General features: G+C 67.6%; 17 protein-coding genes and 2 pseudogenes. 7 read left to right on the forward strand and 12 right to left on the reverse strand.

Annotated elements, in window-relative coordinates:
* Nucleotides 1-313 precede the first annotated feature (313 nt).
* From ACZ518_RS36975 to ACZ518_RS37000, 6 genes are all read right to left on the reverse strand, one after another.
* Complete coding sequence (locus tag ACZ518_RS36975) at nt 314-1,543, reverse strand: hypothetical protein (protein WP_469117423.1); 1,230 nt, start codon at nt 1,541-1,543, stop codon at nt 314-316.
* A 618-nt stretch (nt 1,544-2,161) separates the two neighbouring features.
* Complete coding sequence (locus ACZ518_RS36980; RefSeq protein WP_469117424.1) at nt 2,162-4,210, reverse strand: helix-turn-helix domain-containing protein; 2,049 nt, start codon at nt 4,208-4,210, stop codon at nt 2,162-2,164.
* A 156-nt stretch (nt 4,211-4,366) separates the two neighbouring features.
* Nucleotides 4,367-4,606 (reverse strand): hypothetical protein, encoded by a 240-nt coding sequence (locus ACZ518_RS36985; protein ID WP_469117425.1) that lies wholly within the window; start codon nt 4,604-4,606, stop codon nt 4,367-4,369.
* A gap of 1 nt (nt 4,607) precedes the next feature.
* The gene (gene ku / locus ACZ518_RS36990; RefSeq protein WP_469117426.1) at nt 4,608-6,017 is read right to left on the reverse strand and encodes a non-homologous end joining protein Ku; all 1,410 of its coding nucleotides are present in this window, start codon (nt 6,015-6,017) and stop codon (nt 4,608-4,610) included.
* Nucleotides 6,018-6,088: 71 nt separating this feature from the next.
* Nucleotides 6,089-6,448: a DUF6233 domain-containing protein gene (locus tag ACZ518_RS36995; RefSeq protein ID WP_469117427.1), complete on the reverse strand. Its 360-nt coding sequence runs from the start codon at nt 6,446-6,448 to the stop codon at nt 6,089-6,091.
* A 2-nt stretch (nt 6,449-6,450) separates the two neighbouring features.
* Nucleotides 6,451-6,786 carry a hypothetical protein gene (locus ACZ518_RS37000; RefSeq protein ID WP_469117428.1) on the reverse strand — a complete coding sequence of 112 codons (336 nt, stop codon included), beginning with the start codon at nt 6,784-6,786 and terminating at the stop codon, nt 6,451-6,453.
* A 44-nt stretch (nt 6,787-6,830) separates the two neighbouring features.
* Here ACZ518_RS37000 and ACZ518_RS37005 point away from each other — a divergent pair, with 44 nt between their 5' ends.
* Nucleotides 6,831-7,148 carry a hypothetical protein gene (locus ACZ518_RS37005; RefSeq protein ID WP_469117429.1) on the forward strand — a complete coding sequence of 106 codons (318 nt, stop codon included), beginning with the start codon at nt 6,831-6,833 and terminating at the stop codon, nt 7,146-7,148.
* A gap of 13 nt (nt 7,149-7,161) precedes the next feature.
* On the opposite strand, the gene ACZ518_RS37010 is transcribed toward ACZ518_RS37005, so the two are convergent.
* Nucleotides 7,162-7,833: an HNH endonuclease family protein gene (locus ACZ518_RS37010; protein ID WP_469117472.1), complete on the reverse strand. Its 672-nt coding sequence runs from the start codon at nt 7,831-7,833 to the stop codon at nt 7,162-7,164.
* A gap of 185 nt (nt 7,834-8,018) precedes the next feature.
* The gene (locus ACZ518_RS37015; RefSeq protein WP_469117430.1) at nt 8,019-10,211 is read right to left on the reverse strand and encodes a P-loop NTPase family protein; all 2,193 of its coding nucleotides are present in this window, start codon (nt 10,209-10,211) and stop codon (nt 8,019-8,021) included.
* 953 nt (nt 10,212-11,164) lie between these two features.
* Between ACZ518_RS37015 and ACZ518_RS37020 the strand changes: the two genes are divergently transcribed.
* Both ACZ518_RS37020 and ACZ518_RS37025 read left to right on the forward strand, forming a co-directional pair.
* Nucleotides 11,165-12,157 (forward strand): restriction endonuclease, encoded by a 993-nt coding sequence (locus ACZ518_RS37020; RefSeq protein ID WP_469117473.1) that lies wholly within the window; start codon nt 11,165-11,167, stop codon nt 12,155-12,157.
* A 2-nt stretch (nt 12,158-12,159) separates the two neighbouring features.
* Nucleotides 12,160-13,167 (forward strand): restriction endonuclease, encoded by a 1,008-nt coding sequence (locus ACZ518_RS37025; RefSeq protein WP_469117431.1) that lies wholly within the window; start codon nt 12,160-12,162, stop codon nt 13,165-13,167.
* Nucleotides 13,168-13,238: 71 nt separating this feature from the next.
* Here the strand turns inward: ACZ518_RS37025 and ACZ518_RS37030 are convergent, their stop codons facing one another.
* Nucleotides 13,239-13,499, reverse strand: coding sequence for a hypothetical protein (locus ACZ518_RS37030; RefSeq protein ID WP_469117432.1), 261 nt, complete (start codon nt 13,497-13,499; stop codon nt 13,239-13,241).
* A 57-nt stretch (nt 13,500-13,556) separates the two neighbouring features.
* Between ACZ518_RS37030 and ACZ518_RS37035 the strand changes: the two genes are divergently transcribed.
* Complete coding sequence (locus tag ACZ518_RS37035; RefSeq protein WP_469117433.1) at nt 13,557-14,009, forward strand: polymorphic toxin-type HINT domain-containing protein; 453 nt, start codon at nt 13,557-13,559, stop codon at nt 14,007-14,009.
* 13 nt (nt 14,010-14,022) lie between these two features.
* Here ACZ518_RS37035 and ACZ518_RS37040 read toward each other — a convergent pair whose 3' ends face one another.
* Both ACZ518_RS37040 and ACZ518_RS37045 read right to left on the reverse strand, forming a co-directional pair.
* Entirely contained in the window at nt 14,023-14,349 is a 327-nt protein-coding gene (locus tag ACZ518_RS37040) for a hypothetical protein (protein WP_469117434.1), read from the reverse strand.
* Between the two features lie 4 nt (nt 14,350-14,353).
* Nucleotides 14,354-15,177, reverse strand: a pseudogene (locus ACZ518_RS37045) (IS5 family transposase).
* A 104-nt stretch (nt 15,178-15,281) separates the two neighbouring features.
* On the opposite strand from ACZ518_RS37045, the pseudogene ACZ518_RS37050 reads away from it, so the two are divergent.
* A pseudogene (locus ACZ518_RS37050) lies at nt 15,282-15,725 on the forward strand (DddA-like double-stranded DNA deaminase toxin); the annotation flags it as partial.
* Nucleotides 15,700-16,197, forward strand: a complete 498-nt coding sequence (locus ACZ518_RS37055) for an Imm1 family immunity protein (protein ID WP_469117435.1) — start codon at nt 15,700-15,702, stop codon at nt 16,195-16,197. The pseudogene ACZ518_RS37050 and the gene ACZ518_RS37055, both read left to right, overlap by 26 nt.
* A gap of 184 nt (nt 16,198-16,381) precedes the next feature.
* Here the strand turns inward: ACZ518_RS37055 and ACZ518_RS37060 are convergent, their stop codons facing one another.
* Nucleotides 16,382-16,615, reverse strand: a complete 234-nt coding sequence (locus ACZ518_RS37060; protein ID WP_469117436.1) for a hypothetical protein — start codon at nt 16,613-16,615, stop codon at nt 16,382-16,384.
* A gap of 400 nt (nt 16,616-17,015) precedes the next feature.
* Here ACZ518_RS37060 and ACZ518_RS37065 point away from each other — a divergent pair, with 400 nt between their 5' ends.
* Nucleotides 17,016-17,894: an ATP-dependent DNA ligase gene (locus ACZ518_RS37065; RefSeq protein WP_469117437.1), complete on the forward strand. Its 879-nt coding sequence runs from the start codon at nt 17,016-17,018 to the stop codon at nt 17,892-17,894.
* The last annotated feature ends 38 nt before the right edge of the window (nt 17,895-17,932 follow it).

A 17,932-nucleotide genomic window follows, 5' to 3' on the forward strand; every position in this document is an offset into this window, starting at 1 on the left:
TACTCCCCAGACTCCCGCCCACGACCAGCGCGAGCACCCCGGGGACCGGTCACACCAGCCCTTTGACCTGCTACTTCAAGTTGGCGAAGGCTCACGGCGAACGCACTCTCTCAGTGGAGCCATCTCAGACCGGAAAAGTGGGGCCGACCCAAAGCGTTAAAGCCACGATGGCTCGGGAAGCATCTGGAAGCTGTAGAGCACGTTGTCGTGGAACCGGTCGATGATGTCGCCGCGGGTGACCCGTTTCTCGCACGGGAACGGTTCACGGTTGATGCGCCTGCACAGCCACGGCGGGGCCCGCCACCTCGCTGGTTCAGGAGGCCGGTAGTGCGGCCACTGAATGCTGCACGTAGCCGCTGGGTGCCTGGACCAACCCGTAGCGGTCTCGCAATGTCCGGGCCTCGGTCGCGGTCGGGTACTCGGGGGTGTGACCGCAGGTCGGCGTCTCGGCCGGACGCCGGGTGGCCAGGGCGGGCACCATGTCGGGACCGAAGGGTGATTTCCCCACCGGTTCCGCAGCCCTCCACCACAGCGACATGTACTGCGGCGCCCGAGTGTGCTCTAGCACCGCCGTCCCGTGAGCCAGCCGGGACGAGAAGCGACGCCACAGCACAGCAGGGGGCTTGCCGCAGACCACGGTGCGTCCCGAGTTCGCCCAGTCGCCCGTCAAGGTGGCACGGTCCCGGCGAAGGTAGGTGACCGATGCCGAGGCTCCCAGCAGGTCATAGCCAGCGGACCGCGGGAAGTGCACGACGCGATCGGTGGTGATGTCTGCGCCCGGCTCCAGGACGGCGACCGCGCCGGACCGCCCCAGGACCGGACCCTGCGCGAGCAGATCGAATCCCTGTACCTCCGTCTCCCGCAGCAAATCCCGCTGCTGGTCCGCCAGGTCCTTCTTCCAATCCCCGGCCCGTCTCGCCCCCGGCGCTGGCGCAGCCTTCCGGCCGCTGACCTGGTAGAGCGACCCCAGAACGTACAGCCCAACCTTTCCGGTGTTCCTGGCCCTCACGCGCACTACAGCCTCGACCCTGCCGGACCTGTCCACGACCGAGCGGAGCTCCACCGTGGTGACCACCTGAGCGATCTGCGAGTACGGCGCGTACACCTGGGCTTGAGCGAAGTTGGCGAGTCCGACCAGAGCGGTCACCACACCCGCGCCGGCCGCGAATCCACGCATACGCGGAACCAGCCGGTGCAGGCCGTGCCGGTGGAGGACCGCCAGGGCGCAGAGGCCCCAGGGCAACAGCAGGGCCCAGAACCAGACGAAGGATGTGCGGCTGCCGGCTTCGATGTTCAGGCCGAGGAAGAGCAAGTTCGCGAGTAGAGACACGATCACGCCGGAGACGACCAGAACCGCCGAATCCCCGGACGGTTCCGGGGAGAGCGCTTTGGGAGTCGCGGAGGCCGCGCCAGCGACCAGGAGGGCCCCGAGGAGGAACAGCACCCCGCAGATCCGTCCGGCGTAGGTCAGGGCGCCCCATGCATCGGTCAGGCCGAAGAGGACGAACTCGACGGCCGTCGCCGCCAGACCCAGCATGATCACCGCTGGCCCCATGGCCTCTGTCGCCCTGCTCACGCTACACACAGTGGCCCAAAACACGTCCCCACGCATGCATCACACGCTGCAGCCAACGGGTCACTTCAACCCGCAGCCGGCACGGTACCGGTGGCCGTGGTGATCTCCAGCACCAGGTGCTGCGCGGAGGAGGGTGCCAGGGCGATGCCACGGTGCGCACGGCGTTGGCGAGGTAACCGCCGACGCGCAGCCGCAGGCATCGGGTGACCTGCTCGCGGGAGTCGAGGCCGGTCAGGACCAGTGACGGCGGCCGGGTCCGATAGCGCGAGCAGGTGGTGTGCGGCGGTTGTTCCGTAACCCCATCAAGCAGTCCGGTGCTCTCGCTGATGCTCGGAGCTGCTCATTTTCGAGTACCGCGCAGAACACCATGGATGGACCTGCCCGAGCACTTCGGGTTGTGGAAGGCCTCCCACAACCGGCTGCGGAAGATGGCCGCCTGGCCCAGTCACCGGGCGCGTACCCACTGACATATCTCTGCGCGGCACTGACATTTACCCTGCGCCCGACATGTGGGGTGGGAACACCCCGGCGGCCCGCCGGAGGCTTCTCGTGACGGGCCGTGCTGAACTGTGGAGGCCTTGCTTCTCAGGATGCCAAGAGGTCGCCGGTGGTTGTGCGCAGTGGAGGCGGGGGTACTGCGTGGGGCAGGTTCACAGGCTGGGTCGGGGCGGAGTCGCCGGTGAAGGTTCCGGTCTGGAGGGTGAGAGTCAGGACGAGGGCGAGCAAGGCCCTGGTGGAACGGCCGCTCAGCAGACGGGTGGTATCGCCGATGCGGGAGTGGGCGGAAGGAGGCAGGGAGAGCCCGACACATCCGTTGCGGCCGGGGAGGGCGAGAGAGACCGCAGCACAGTTCTCGGTGTCGTTGTACTCCTGACGGTCGTAATACACAGGGCGCTGGCCGGTGGTGGTCAGGCTGCGCTCCAGCTCCGGGAGATCGGTGATGGTGCTGGCCGTGAGTTCGATGAGCTGGTGGCGGGTGAGGTGTTCCTTGCGCTGTTCGCTGTTGAGCTGTGCGAGGGCGGCTTTGCCGAGGGCGTTGGCATGGGCGGTCTCGCGAAACGGCACGTACTCGTGGACGGGCGGGGTGTCGGGTCTGTGCCAGGAGCGGGTGGCGTCGAGTTCGCCGTCGACGTATTCGCCGAGGTAGACCGCGGCGTGGGTATCGGCGCTTAGCTGTGCCAGGAGCCATGAGGGGACGTCCTGGCCGTTGTGGATGGCAGTCAGCAGGGGGCCTGCAAGGTAGGTGCCGTCGTTGAGTTCCCTGGCCAGTCCGGCGTTGGTGAGCCAGACCAGGAGTTCGCGTACGGACGGGGCCAGCAGGCCGGCCGAGCGGGCGAGGTCTGTGTCCGTGAGCGGGGAGGAATTCTGCCCGAGGGCATGCAGGACCTCCATGGTGCGCAGGACCCAGTCCCAGCGGCCTGGGCCGCTGCGGGGCTGGCCGGCGGGGGCCGCCCAGCCGACGGCGGCCTGTGTGCTCAGGTCGCTGATGGGCGCCGGCCTGGAACCCTCGCGGGGCTCGGCGGGCCGGGGTGCCGTCGTTGGGGGAGATGACGGCCGGAGGGGTGCTGCTGCCAGTGAGCGGGCGGCGTTCATCTGCTCCCACAGGGCGCGGAGATCGTCCGGGCTGCCGCGCAGCGCGGCGGCTAGCCGGGCGACGAATGACCAGTCCGCGAGGTGGGCGGCCGGGTTGTCGGACTCTAAGGCGCCTGTGATCTGTTCGGGGGTGAAGCGTCCGTTGCGGCACAGGGTGTCGGTGTCCGGGTATCCGGCGGCCAGCCGCATTCCGCGCAGGGTGGTCTGCATGGCCCGTGCGGTGCGGGGATAGTCCTCGGGGCTTGGGGGTGGGACTACGCGCAGGCCTTGGGCCTTTTCATACAGGGGCCGCAGGTCGTCGGGGTCGGCTCCGCACAGTTCGGCGAACTCCTTCACCACACGCCACTTGGGCGGGCGCTTGCCCAGCAGGATCCGGGAGAGCAGGGAGGGTGAGATCCCCAGCCGGGCGGCGAGGGCGCGGCCGGTCATGCCCGCGGACCGCTGCAGGTGGGACAGGGCGGTGGAGAGCTGGTAGCCGGGGTGGCCGGGCAAGGAGGCGTCGGGGGGCGGATTGTCATCGGTGGCCAGACGGGTGTCGCCGCGGGCGAGGGTCGGTGCCCGGACGGCGGGCTGCGGCATCGGGCCGGCCCCGAGGCTGGATCGGACGGCCAGGACCCGGGCCACCTTCTCGTTGCTGAACCGGTTGCGGGCGGTGCCGGGGTCGAGCGAGAGGACCTTGCCGATCTCATACCAGAGAGCGCCCATTTCGTGGGCCTGGCGGACCGCGACCGCTTTCAGGTCGTTCAGGTCGCGTTCCATACGCCGGACCTCGGCGATCAGGTCGAGGGGGCGGGCGGGAAGCGGGCGCTTGCTGAGCTGCAGGGCGGTACTGGCCTTGTTCTGCAGGGTTTCGGCGATCTGCTTCACGTCGGCGTCGTGGGCGGCGGAGGAGCGGCGTGTTGTCGGCTGTTGCCGTCCGCGGTAGGCCGCCTTGCGGCAGGACGTCGAGCAGTACGAGGGCGGCCGGCCGGTCAGTTTGGGGCGGTCGAACGTGTTGTGGCAGTGCCGACAGGTCAGAGGGCGTGCAGCGGCTTCCGGCATCGATTCCTCGGCAGTGGTGGGGGAACAGCCCCGAGGGAGGGTCCGTGCGGAGTTTCGTCATCTGTCGCCCGGACCCCCCGGGAAGAGGGCGGAGTGGGAGAAAGGGGGCTCCCGGCCGCGGGGAATCTGCCTGCAGCCGGGAGCGGATGGTGTGACTCAGGACGTGGAAGCCAGTGGCGGATGCCCGGCGAACCGGTGCCGGGTCCGGGAGAATCCCCAGGCAGACCGGCGTCCGGCCGTCACCAGGACCGGCAGGAGCACGATCAGCGGTTCTGCCAGCTGGGGTTCACGGATCAGGATCACTCCCGCGAAAAGGATCCCGATGAACGGCATCACCTGCGCGTTGACATGGCTGTCAACCCGCTCTGCGGAATAGGAGGCCTTGCACGGGCGCATGTTACGGTCGAAACCGCAGCTCAGAGCGGCAGTGAGGCCCTGGGTGAGAATTCGAATAGCGGACATAGTTCTTCCTTGTGCGACGTTCGAATTGATGTGGAACAGCTGCCCCCCGGACTTTGGTTTGACGGCCTGCCGGGGGGCAGTTGCATCGCGACCCTAACCCGGCCCGGGCGGGAATCCGGACCTGCGGCTGGAAGAAACGTGCAGGTCCAGCGGACCTCTCAGATAAAGCGATGAAGTGAACGTCGAATCGAGCAAATTCGATCAGCGCGATTCGAAACCGGACATCACAGAGCCTCCTCCCCCGGCCGCCCCGCTGCGCCCGCCCCCGAGGGCTCCTCCATCCCGCAGCCACGCCCACCCCTTTCCCGCGTCGAGGCATCAGCACCGTCACCCGGACGCGCGCCCTCAGGACCGACGCCTCCCGCCTCCCGCGAGGGCGTCGACGAGCTGGTCGTGCGTCATGGCCGAGCGGCCGGGGATACCGGCGGCCGCGGCCCGCTGATAGAGGTCGGCCTTGGTCAGCGAGGTCAGATCCCGGGCCTTCGGCGTGGAGCGGATCCGCTTCTTCGGGCTCTTCTTCCCGGGTGTTGTGCCGCTGGCGGTGGCCTTGGCCTGGGTGTCCTTGGGGCTGCGGGCCCGGCTCGACGCTGGCGCGCAGGGCCTCCATCAAGTCGACGGCGCCGGTGGCCCTGGCGGCGGGCTCTGCCTTCTCGACGCTCTCGCCGGCCTTCTTCGCCTTGATGAGGGCGGCGACCTTCTCCTGGAAGGTGTCGTGGAACTGCTCGGGATTCCAGGTCATGCTCAGGGCCTCGATCAGTTGCTCGGCCATGCGCAGCTCCTTCTCGGAGGCCTTCGCCTTGCCGGGCAGGGTGTCGATCTCTTTCTTCGGGTCCCGGATCTCGTCCGCCCAGTGGAGGGTGTGCAGGGTCAGGATGCCGTTCTCGGCCTTCACGGCGACGAGGTACTCGTGCTGGCGCATCACGAAGGTGGCGATCCCGGCTTTGCCTGCCTTCGCGAGCGCCTGCTCCAGGAGGGAGTAGACCTTCGCGTACTCGGCGCCGCGCGGGCCCAGGTAGTACGTCTTGTCGAAGAAGATCGGCTCCACGTCTTCCAGGTCCACGAATCCGGCGATCTCCAGTGAACGCGAGCGGCCCGGGGCGATGTCGTCGAGCTCGCCCGGTTCGACGATCACGTACTCGCTGCCGGTGTCGTAGCCCTTGACGATCTCGCCGAGGTCGACCTCGTCACCGGTGCGCTCGTTGACGCGCCGGTTGCGGATGCGGTCCGAGGTGCCGCGCTGGAGCTGGTGGAAGCGGATGGTGTGGCTGTCGGTCGCGGTGTAGAGGCCGACGGGCAGGCTGACCAGCCCGAATGCCAGGTTTCCTGCCCAGACGGGTCTGGCCATCACCCACACCTCCAGCGCTCATCCCCCACCTTCAGCTCAGCCCCGCCGGGCGGTGATCGCATCCGTGGCGGTCAGAGGTCCAGGAGTCCGAGGGCGGAGTCGGCGCGGCAGATCTCGCACGCGCGGGCCGGGGTGTTCTGCAGGGTCTCGACGGCCTGGGCGCGGGTGGCCGGGCGGGAGCGGCCGGAGGCCATGCGGCAGTCGCCGGTGTGGACGAGCTCGGGCCGTCGTTGGGCGCTGATGCCGTACTCGATGACCCACTCCACCACCGGCGGATGGCGCCGGGCGGCGTCGGCGCGGATCCGCTCGGCTTCCTCCAGGCCGGCGATCCGGCGCCGGGTCTGGTCGAGGAGGACGGCGAGGAGGGTCTCGACCGTGCGCAGCCGGTCCAGGTCCGGCGGGAGCCAGGCCGGCTCATCACCGGGGTCCATGACTACGCCTCCCCGCCCTCGGGGGCCCGCTTGAGCGCCATCCGTGCCGCCACGACCTGCTCGCGCTCCACCGACTCCCAGAACGGGTGGTCGCCGACGGCGGCGGCCGGGCGGCGCAGCCGCCGCTCGAAGGCGGTCTTCCGGCGGCGCTGCTCGTCGGTGTAGCCGGGGCTGGGCGGGACGTTGCCGCGGTGCGTGTAGACGCCCTCGGCAGCCTGCCAGCCCGGGTGGGGTTCCGCGGACCGCGGCAGGGCCTTGCAGTAGGCGTTGTAGTCGGCGCGTACGCGGTGGAGCTGGGCCTGGAGGGCCTGAAGGCGGGGCGGGAAGTCGAACGGCATACACAAATCGTACTAGCGTTCGAACATCGTGGTGTAATCAAGCCATGGCGGAAACCTGCTTCCCGGAGGACTTGATCCAGCTCAGAGCGGAGTGGATCCGCACCTACAACCGGCTCTCCACCCCGCCTCCCCCTCCCGACCCCGCCGCCCTCGACCGCCGGCTGCTCGACCTCTCCTTCCGGATCCGCGCCCACCCGCACTGGCAGGAGCACCAACCGACCCCCGCGGCCCGGGCCGCCCTGCACCGGGCGGCCGTCGCCTCGCCCGGCGGGGAGCCGGAGGTCGTGAAGAAGGTCATCGACGGCCGACTCGTCGTCGTGCCCCCGGGCGGATTGGCCCCGGGGCACGACGAGGACGGCTGAAGAGCGCAGGGGGCTATTGCGGGGCGGGGGTATAGGTGACGGTGTCGGTGCCGCAGCCCGCGGCGATGTCGAGGAGCCGGTCCTGCTCGGCGGCGTCGACGGCCAGATCCCAGCGGAGCTTGGTGGCGGTCCACTCCGAAACGTACCGGCACAGCGCCCCCGGGGCCGGCGGCAGCCACTCGGCCGGGTCCTGGTCGGCCTTGGACCGGTTCGACCGGGCGGTGACAGCGATCAGCGACGAGGCCTGACCCTGGTCGTTGGCGTAGGCCTCGCGCCGGGCCGCCGTCCAGGCGGAGGCCCCGGAGTCCCAGGCCTCGGCGAGCGGGACCATGTGGTCGATGTCGAGCGCGTTCGCCGGGGTGACGGTCTGCCCGTCGTAGTACGACCACCAGGTGCCCCCGGTGATCGCGCAGCGCGCCCCGACGGTCGGGGCCTCGACCGCTTCGGCGAGGAGGACCTCGGCGCGGGTGTTGCAGCCGTCACTCGGGTTGTCGCCGGCATTCCAGTGCTTGAACGCCTCGCGCCGGTAGCCCGTCCGGGACTCGTCGGCCACTTGGAGGGCGGACACGGCGACGCCGATCGGCAGGACCTCGGGCTCCAGCATCTTCGCCTGGGCGGGGGCGGGCAGGGAGAGGGGAAGCACGGCCAGGGCCAGGGCGGCGGCCGTACGCATCACGGTGATCATCACGGGGCCGGTTGTAGCCCCACCGATCGCCTGAAGTCCGGGCTCCTGCCCGCCCGTCACCCGATCGGACCGGCGGATTCACTGCAGAAACGAAGCAGCCAGACTCGTCGAGGAGGCCAGCCCCGGTGACCGCCCGCGGAACCCATCAGCCAGCCATGAGCATCCGACAGGACAGTTGGACGCCGTCAGGCGGTGTGAATGGAGCAGTCACTGGCTCGCTGCAGAGGGATGTTCCCGTTGTTCCTCGGCTGCAGCGGCAGTGTCCAGGCCGCACGGATGCCGTCCAGCAACGTGCGCGCGCTGTACGGAGAGATCCCCAGTTCCTGCCGGGCGTCGGCCAGACGCTGGAGGTCGCCCTCGCGGCCGAATGCTGCGGCAAGGCGGGTGCGTCGGTCCAGGCCGCTGGTGCTGAAGATGTCGAGCAGGGTCAGGGAGAAGTAGGCGTAGGCGGACGCTTCCTCGATGAGCTGGCGCGTCGTGTCGACCAGGTCGGGGTCGGCGCTGGAGTCCGGATGGTCGGCACTGCCGTAGAAGGCGAACCGCTCGAGGCTGGGCTGCAGGCTGATCTCGGCGCATGGGCACGGAAGCTGCAGATCTCGGACTAGTGCGCCGAACGAACCGAGGATGGTGCTCGTGCTGCGTGAGAACTGGTGCTTGCTCAGCAGAGTCCGGAAGCCGGCCAGTGTCTCGGCCAGCTCTTCCAGGATGAGGTGCCGTGAGATCTCGGTCAGCTCGTACGACTGAGACTTCTCCTGCATCTCCAGGATCTGCAGCCCGTAGCGCAGGAGATCGCGCAGGCCCCCGCCCGACAGGGCGTGGGCCAGCGCCGCCGCGTGCGGGCTCGTCAGCGTATCTGAGCGGCTGGAGAGGATCTCCCGGGACTCCTTCAGGGTGCTGGGCTGGACATGCAGGATGTCGTCGAGGGAACTGTCGGTGACATCCCGGTGCGGCAGGCCCCGCCGGACGAAAGCGGCCCCGACGTCCTCCGCCACCGAGATCAGGTAGTAGACATCCGGCACGCCAAGGATGGCCTTGATCTCGCTGAGGAACGCGAGTGCCTTGGTATCGGACCCCAGCCGGTCGACCTCGTCGATGGCGATCACGACGACCTCCCCCACCCTGGCCTTCTCCGCGGCGATGAGCCCCAGCAGGCGCCGGAAGTCATCGACAAGCTCAGGAAAACTGACCGGCACCGTCGAGAGCGAAGAAGTGTGGGCGGTGCCCAGGGTCAGGACCTGGGCGACCCCGCTGTTCACCGCGTTCGACGACGACTGGACGGTCTGAAGCCGGTAGAGGTAGTCCTGGCAGCGCTCGACGAGTGCGGACTCCGCGGGGCGGGGCTTCCACAGCGCGACCTTCATCAGCAGCACCGCGACCACGAATCCGACGAGCCGCAGCGGGTTCTCAGAGTCGGCGAGCAGGGCCCGGATCTGGTCGTTGCGCAGGAGAAGGACGACGAGCAAGCCGCCGACGAGATACGTGGCAGGGCGGAAGACAGCCCTGGCCGAGATCTCCCAGTAGCTGATCCAGACCGTGGCGTCTGACTTCTTGGCTGCACGACAGGTCTCCCAGACCAGGAACAGGACTCCCAGGATGAGCGCGGTGCGGATCTCGAAATGCCGGAGCACGAACAGGATCTGCTTGTCGGTGACCAGGTCAAGGACGAGCAGGGCGAACAGCAGAACTCCCATCACGCCGACGAACACCACGGGAACCTGGAGCAGAACGCGGACGACCCCAGCCCTCCGCCGTCCCCGCCACCACAAGAGCCCCGCCACCGCAACCAGCACACTGCCGGCCACCGAGTGCCCCTGCCACAGCTGTACCCCAGCGCGGCTCAGACGGCTGAAGACAACGTCTACAAGATGAGCCCCGGCGGCAAAGTTGTCGGCGTACACCGAACGCACCGACGCTGCCGAAGACACCACCACCAACGCAGCAGCCGGCACCGCGAACAGAGCCCACAGCCCCGCACGTTTCACACTGGCCCTGACCCGCCGGCCAAGCCGGGAGAGGGGCGACAGCCGCGTGAACTCGGGCACCGGCTTGCCGCTCTTGCGGATGTACGCCTGGCACAGGCGCACCGACAGCGACACCAGGAAGTCATGCGGGGTGTACGAGGCCGGCGCCTGAGCGAGCACGCCGAAATCCGCCTGCCTGACAGCTGCCTCCAGGAGCGTGGTCTTCCCCGAACCCCGCGGACCACAGACGGCGATGGTCCCGCCGTCGATCTGCTGCACCTTGCGCTTCAGCTGCAGAAGCGCAGCGTTCTCCACCAGGTAGTGGGCGGCTCGCGGCGTACGCAGACCGTCTTCGTCCTCGCCGCGGATGAGGAGGGAATCAAGATCCTCTCCCAGCATCTCCCGGACCAGCACCACAGCCGAGGGCCCAGTCCCCTCCCTCTCCAGAGTCCCGGCCCATTCCACGGCGCGAAACCCTGCACTGACACGGCACCTCAGCCAGCGGTACTTCGAAGCTCCCGCCCGCAAGCACTGCCACAAGTTCACCCACACCGTGCTACCCCGAGAGTGCAACCAGGCCAGCACCCCCGCCGCCAGCACAAGCACGACCGGCGCAATCAGCGGACCACCCCACACGACCAAGGTGAAAACGCCGACCGCCAGCAACACACAGACCGGCGGCCAAGGCCACTGCGCCCCCTCGACCACGCGCTCGTGAACACGCGCGGCCTCATCTAACTGCGCACAAGCCCTCTCAAAACGGCTCCGAGTGCGCAGCCGATCAGCACACCGCCCAATCACCTCTCCGCGATACGGCTCCGCGCACATGCGCTCCAGCGCTGCGGCGTGATCGATCCCCTCGCGCCGGCCCAGAAGCCGAGCAGCCTTCTCCTCACGCAGAGCGGCACTCGCACACCGGTAGTAGATCTCTTCCGGATCCGGCGCAGAGAAGAGGTGCTCAGCCCTCGAAAACCAGGTCTCCAGCTCAGTCTCCGACGTCCCCATCGCTCGGCCTTTCCCCCGGGGTGAAAGAACCAGCGGATGCTACGCCCCCGACCAGCCAGCACACGCCGACCGGCTAGAAACCATCGACCCACAACGAGTACCTGGCGAAAACACAACGCTCCAACTGAGACCGCCGCCCTTGGACATCGCGACGGTCAAGGCAGACAGCCGGTCCGCGAACGGCACAGAACACCGACCCGAAGCCTCCTCTGGCAGAGGCACGCCTGGAACGTCTCACGGGCGACCGCTGGCCATACCCCGGGAGCACTCCACTCCTGGTCTGTTCCCACGGCCCGGCGCCCTCGGCTCTCAGCCGCACGTACGCGGTAAGCGGTGTCGTTGCTTCCGGTTAGTCTGCGGCCGTGATGATCGACAGCGACACCGAAGCCCTCCTGCCGGCCTTCGAAGACGAAACACTCAACCAGCTGCTCCGCGAACAACTCGAGCAGGCAGACCAGGACGACATGCTGGCTGCCTTCCTCTGGGTCGCGGAAGGACGCCTGGCCCGCATCATCCTGGACCGCCTCACCTTCCACCGGACTACCGTCCAACGGGAGATCGACGAAGCAGAACGACGCAAGAGGCACCGTGCAGTCCTTCCTTCAACCAACCCTCTAACCCGAGAACTACTGCAAACCCATGCCCTCCTGTTCCGGGCACTCGTACCCGAACTCGAAGAAGCGCAGAGCGCGGTCGAAGAGGCAGAACAGGTCGTTGACGCAATGAGCCGCGGACTGGGCACCGGCCACCGAGCCCGCCGCTTCACCCCACAGCGGACTGACGAACCCACCAGTCTTGACGGACTCGCACTGCTCTGGGACCAGATGGACGAAGCACAAACCCGTCTCAGCACACTGTTGAACCAAGACCGAGACAGACTCCACGCCCTCGCCCTCAGAGAACAAGCCCAGGTCAGACTCCCACCCGGCATCGACGGCCTCTCCCGGGCTGAATTCACCACACTGGCCAGAGCCTGCCTCGAACGCGACGGATACGAGGACTTCTCCCACCTGACCGAATCAGGGCCCGACGCCCTCGCCTGCCTGCCCGACGAACACTTCATCGCGCTCTACTGGCTCCCCAAGAAAGACGCCACGTGGATCAGCGGCACAGACAACAACAAGGCCACCCTCCACGACATCCACCACCTCAACTGCAACCCCCACCCCGACACCGGCCTCGTCACGATCGTCGTCGTCAGCAACGCCCGCTTCACACCCGCAGCCAAGAGACACTCCACCGCCTCAAACATCAGACTCTGCGACAGAGACGACCTCATAGCCTGGACCCACTACGCCACACCCCTGCCAGAGATCCTGGCCTCCCGACCGGCCCCCGCCACGAGTCGAGAGAACTGAACATGCGCATAGACCGGAACGCCAGAATCAGCCCGGCCAAGTACGCCGACCCATGGCTGCGCCACGCCATTGGCAAGGCCATCGCCAGAACCGAGCAGGACGACCTGTTCGCTGCGTTCCTCTACGTAGCCGAAGGCCGCATCGCAGCCGACATCTGGCACGAATGCAACAGCCACCTCAAACGCCTGCAACGCGAGCATAACGAAAGCCAGACGCGAACCCGCCTGTTCTGGGACGCAGACACCTGGATGACCAACAGGACACCGACCAGCGACGCCGTCAGCAGCTCAGCCTCAGAACTCGCCACCACGCTCACCATGGAAATGGCCAAGACGGAACACCTGCTGACAGACGCCTACACCGCCTGGGAGTCCCTCACCCACCTCTACGGCCGTATCCCCCGCTACCAGCAGAAAAAGGCCGCCAAACCCTACACGTCACCCCTCGACGACGCCGTCAAGGTCCGCCACGCGCTCGCCGAAGCACGCGAACGCCTAGAAGCCGCCCTCCGCCAACACCGCGAAGCCGTCCACGCCCTCGCCCACGCCGAGGCGGAGTACCAGGATTTCCGCAAGACACCAAACAGCATCACCATCTCCGACATCGATGCCATGACACCCTTCCAATTCGAGAAGGCCATCGCCACCCTCTGCCGACGAGACGGCCTCACCATCCAGCGAGAACGCGGAGGTGCCGGCGACCTCGGAGCCGACGTCATCGCCACCACACCCGACGGCCGCAAAATCGTCATCCAGTGCAAGCACGTCCGATCCCGCACCACCACCGTCGGCTCCCCCGTCCTCCAACGTCTCAACGGAACAGCCCGCCCAGTACACGGCGCCGACATCGCCCTCGTCGTCACCAACGGCCTATACTCCCGACCGGCCTGCCGGTTCGCAGCGTCCCAGAACATCCACCGCATAGGCACCTACGACCTCAAACGCTGGGCGGAATGGGGAGAATCCCTCCTCCACGTCCTCGACCTCGACAACGCAGCCGCCATCGTCTGAAGGCGACCCCAGGCGCCGATTCGAGGTAAACAAGAAGGCCCACCCCGCTGGGTGGGCCTCTCGGCTCCTCCTCACTCGGCAGTCGCCTCCGGTTCGCCAGCGTCCGGAGAATCGCGATCGTCTACTTCGCCGGAGCCAGAGGACGCCTGAACCTTGGCCGGCCCGTCCCAGCGGCGCATGACCGAGTGCTCATGACGTGACCGGTCGAACTGGGCATTCCAGTTGAAGGTAGCCCCGGCGTTGACGAGCTCCAGGACCGCATCCGCTCGGGACGCCTGAAGGGCTGACTCGATGACGAAGTTCAGAGCCCACGCGTAGTCCTGCCCAGTCACCACTTCTTCCTGAAGACAAAAGCCCCGCATAGCTTCCTCGCCGGCACCCAGGTATTGATGGCCGACGGCACCCGCCGGGCCATCGAACACATCCAAGTCGGCGACCTCGTCACCGCCACCAACCCCACCACCGGGGCCACCGCCCCGCAGCCGGTCACCCAGACCATCACCACCCCCGACGACCGGGACTTCACCGACGTCACCCTGACCGACGGCTCCGGCCTGACCTCCACCGACCACCACCCGTACTGGGCAGAAAACCGCAAACGCTGGATCGACGCCGTCGACCTCCGCATCGGCGACGCCCTGCGCACCCCCGTCGGCACCGCGATCCAGATCGGCAAGACCAGCCACTGGAAGGGCCTCCAGCCCGCCTACGACCTCACCGTCGACAACACCCACACCTACTACGTCAGCACCGGCACCAGCGATGTCCTGGTCCACAACACCGACGGGCCCTGTCCCGCCTGGGTATCCGACATCCAAGACCAGCTGCCTAAGAGGTCCTAACACAATGAGGTAGTCACCAGCAGGCGACGCACTGGGTGAGGTCTTCCGACAGGACAAGGATGAATCGCCTCTGCGACCCAGTGACGGTCGCCATGTAGACCCGAGCTGTTCCTGCGGCCTGGAGTCCGGTGATGGCTTCGGCAAGTCCGGGCCGAGGTGTGACGCCCGTTTCGAGCATGACTTCGTGCCGCCAGGACCAGATGTCCCAGAGCTGTTGAGCAGAAGCCGTTTGGTTCAGGAAGACCTGGAAGTCCGCGCCTGCCTCCAGCTCGGCCAGGGCTGCGCGTGCTGAGATGCTGCCGTCCTGGGACAGTGCGGATTGCAGGGCGTCGCGGTTCATGCGATCAGTTTGCCGGGCCGGCCAAGGACAGCACCTGGCGGTGGGTGATCAGGCAGCACGCGAGTTTGAGGAAGGCTTCGTGGATGTCGGCTCGACGTTCCCAGCGGACACGAAGTCGTTTGAAGCCGTGGAGCCAGGCGAAGGTGCGCTCGACCACCCATCGGTAGGCGCCCAGGCCGCTCCCATGCGCTGTGCCGCGGCGGGCGATGACGGGGAGGATCCGACGGGCCCGGACCTGGTCGCGGTAGATGTCGTGGTCGTAGCCGCGGTCCGCGAAGACCTACTGAGGCTTGTGGCGAGGCCGCCCGGGCCTGCCGCGGACTGGTGGGACGGCATCGAGCAGGGGCATGAGCTGGGTGACATCGTTGCGGTTGCCGCCCGTGAGGATGACGGCGAGCGGGGTGCCGTGTCCGTCGGTGATCAGGTGGTGCTTGGAGCCGGCTCGTCCCCGGTCAACTGGCGACGGGCCTGTCTGGAGCCCCCTTTCAGCGCTCTGACGTGGCTGGAGTCGACAACCGCCCGCGACCAGTCGAGCCGGGCCGCCGCGTTCAGCTCGGCCAGCAAAACCTCGTGCAGCTGCTGCCAGACCCCTGCCTCGTTCCAGTCCCGCAGTCGACGCCAGCACGTCATGCCGGACCCGAAGCCGAGCTCCTGGGGCAGGTGTTCCCACTGAATGCCGGTATGCAGTACGAACAGGATCCCGCACAGCACCTGCCGGTCCGGGACCGGCTTGCGACCCGGGTACCTGAACCGTCTCTCCCGCTTCGGTAGAAGCGGCTCAATCCGCTGCCACAGGTCATCCGACACGATCCACGGCGAAGCCCCCATGACACGGACAACGCCGAACCCGCAGACCGGACACGGCCACCAGGGCCGATCCATCTCATTGTGTTAGGCGCTCTAAGTGGACCAGAACTAGCGCGACTAAAGCTGACAAGACTAGGGGACAGCTCCGCGCTCCGGACGGAACTCACTTCCCCAATCTCCCGAAAGAGCTCCGCGAAGCAATCAGCGGGGAAGTCCTTCGGGACGGCAGTCCTGACCCTTGGTACGTGAAGGCCCAGAAAATGATTTACACCTCGGATGCCGGTGACTTCAAGAGGCCCAGCAAAGTCATCCCAGGGTATCCGCCGGCATCGCATGTGGAAGGAAAATATGCGGCCTGGATGGCAGAAAACGGAATCAGCGAAGCATCCGTCGTGATCAATAACAGCGAAGGTGTCTGCAATAAGGCTCTCAACTGCAGCATGGCGATCGAGGCGATCTGCCCGAAGGACACAAGCTGCACGTGTACTACCCTGGCGACGGCTCGCCCAAGACGCTGGTCGGCAAGAGAAAGAATCCGGTGCGATGATCTTGTTTGTTCATGTCGATGAACCCCTCGTCCTTGCTGGCGAGCCCGAGGCGCTTGAGGCGGTCAACCGTGCGCTGACGGAACGGATCAGCAGTCTCGGCTGTGATACCACCTCCTTCCTCTACAGGGAGGAGACCAACCTGTCACGCACAGAAGCCTCACTTACCGTATCGGTGAACCACGAGAACGGATACGGCGGCCTTGCGTGGTTTGCTGACGGAAACACTGCCAAGCGCTTGATGAACACCAGGGGCGAAGAGTTCGCTGATTCCATCTGGGTCTCCATGAACCCCACCCCGCCAGAGTTCGATCCGGAGATTCTTAGCGACCCCTGGGTGCCGACATACATTCATCGAATCAGCGCTCTCCCGATCCCGACACTACGTGCAGCTTTGGAAGAATTCTGCAAGGCCGGGACCGGCGATCGGCCGGAATGTGTCAATTGGGTGGAAGGTAACTTCAATGGGACGCTTCTCAATCCTCCGATTGAATAGCTTGAATCCTGCGGTCTGAAGTTAGATGCGGGGCACCGCCTCGGTGGCGGTGCCCCGCGTGGGTGTCTACCGCAATTTAGTAACGAAGAAGTGGGTCAAGGCTTTACGTCGGAGGTCGAGAAGTCTGCGCGGATTAACCAAGGCAGGTATCCGAATTGATAGACTTCCTCCTCTTTGGGCTCCGCTAACAAGGATTGACCCCGGAGGTATCTGAAGTCGTAGCCGAGGGGGCAACAGTCAGCGAGGTGGCGTCCTTGACCGGGAGGAGGGTCCGTACCCGGGCGTCCGGGTGGCGCTGCTGCCGGCGGGTGCCCACATCGTGGGTGTCGATCAGGCGCAGCTCGATGTCCGCGAGGGCGATGGTGTCGCCGTGGACGGCGAGGGTGTGGCGTCCGGCGTCGTGCCGGGCCGCGTTCACGCTCGGGGTGCACGATGTGCCCCTGCTGCCGGCAGGTGCTGCATACTCACACGATGCCCACCGGTAGGGGCATCAGCTGGCGCAGCTCCTGCGCCGTCGGCGCGCTGCTGTCCTCGGTCGTCGTCATGCCCGGCCCAACGAGGCCGAGCGCAGGACGGTACGCCGTCCGGCCTCACCCGCCATACCGAGCCCGGTCGCGGGGGCCAGGCTGGGCGCGATGGGCAGTGCGGACCGGCGAGGAGGCCTTCGGGATGGTGCTGCGGCCGCCGGTGGAGCCGAGGCTGGCACAGGCCGCCGAGGCGATCCCGGGCCCGGCCGCGCTGCGCGCGGGGGTGGCCTATGAGCAGAAGTTCGACGGGCACCGCGCGCTCCTGTTCACCCCGGCAGGCCCGGGCGGGCGGTGCTGCTCCAGACCCGGCGGGGGTCGCTTGCCCAGGACCGGTTCGCAGACCTGGTGGCGGCCGCCGAGGCGCAGCTGCCGCGGGGCCTGGTCCTCGACGGCGAACTCCTCGTCTGGGATCCGGATGCGGGTCGGCTGTCCTTCGAGGCGTTGCAGCGTCGGGCCGCCGCCCGCGGCCGCAGCGCCCCTGTCCTCGCCGCCTTGCTCCCGGCCTACTTCGTGGCGTTCGACGTCCTGCAACTGGACGGCGAGGAGCGGCTGACCCGCCCGTATGCCGAGCGCCGCACCTTGTTGGAGGCCCTGTTCGAGGAGTACGGGCTGACGGCCCCGTGGACGCTGTGCCCGATGACCACCGACCTGGCGAAGGCCCGGGAGTGGCTCCAGGCCTGGACAGACGTGTCCGGCGTCGAGGGGATCGTCTGTAAGCCACTGAACAGCAAATATCTACCGTCCTATCGTGGCTGGACCAAGATCAGAAGACGCGACACCACCGAAGCGATCATCGGCGCGTTCACCGGCACCCCCGCCCGCCCGCAGCTCCTCGTCCTCGGTCGCAACGACGAGCACGGCCGGCTGCGCGCGGTCGGCCGCACCGTCGCGCTGCGCCCGGAACAGGCGCGGCAGGTCGGCGAGCACCTCACCCTGGCCGACCCCGGCCACCCCTGGGAGGGGATGCGGTTCGCGGCCGCGTGGGGGTCCCGCGAGGTCCTGGGCGTGGTCCTGGTCCGGCCGGAGGTGGTGGTGGAGGTCAGCGCCGACCGGGCCGTGGACCGCGGCGGCGTCTACCGCCACCCGGTCCGCTTCAAGCGCCTGCGCCTGGACCAGGAGGCGGCTGACGTCCCGTCCTTCGGCCAGGGCGGGGTTGCCGCTGCTGGCTGACGGGGACAGCGCCCGGCCATTGTGCTCCGGGGCGGGCC

The sequence above is a fragment of the Streptomyces sp. NPDC033966 genome (genome assembly GCF_055575955.1).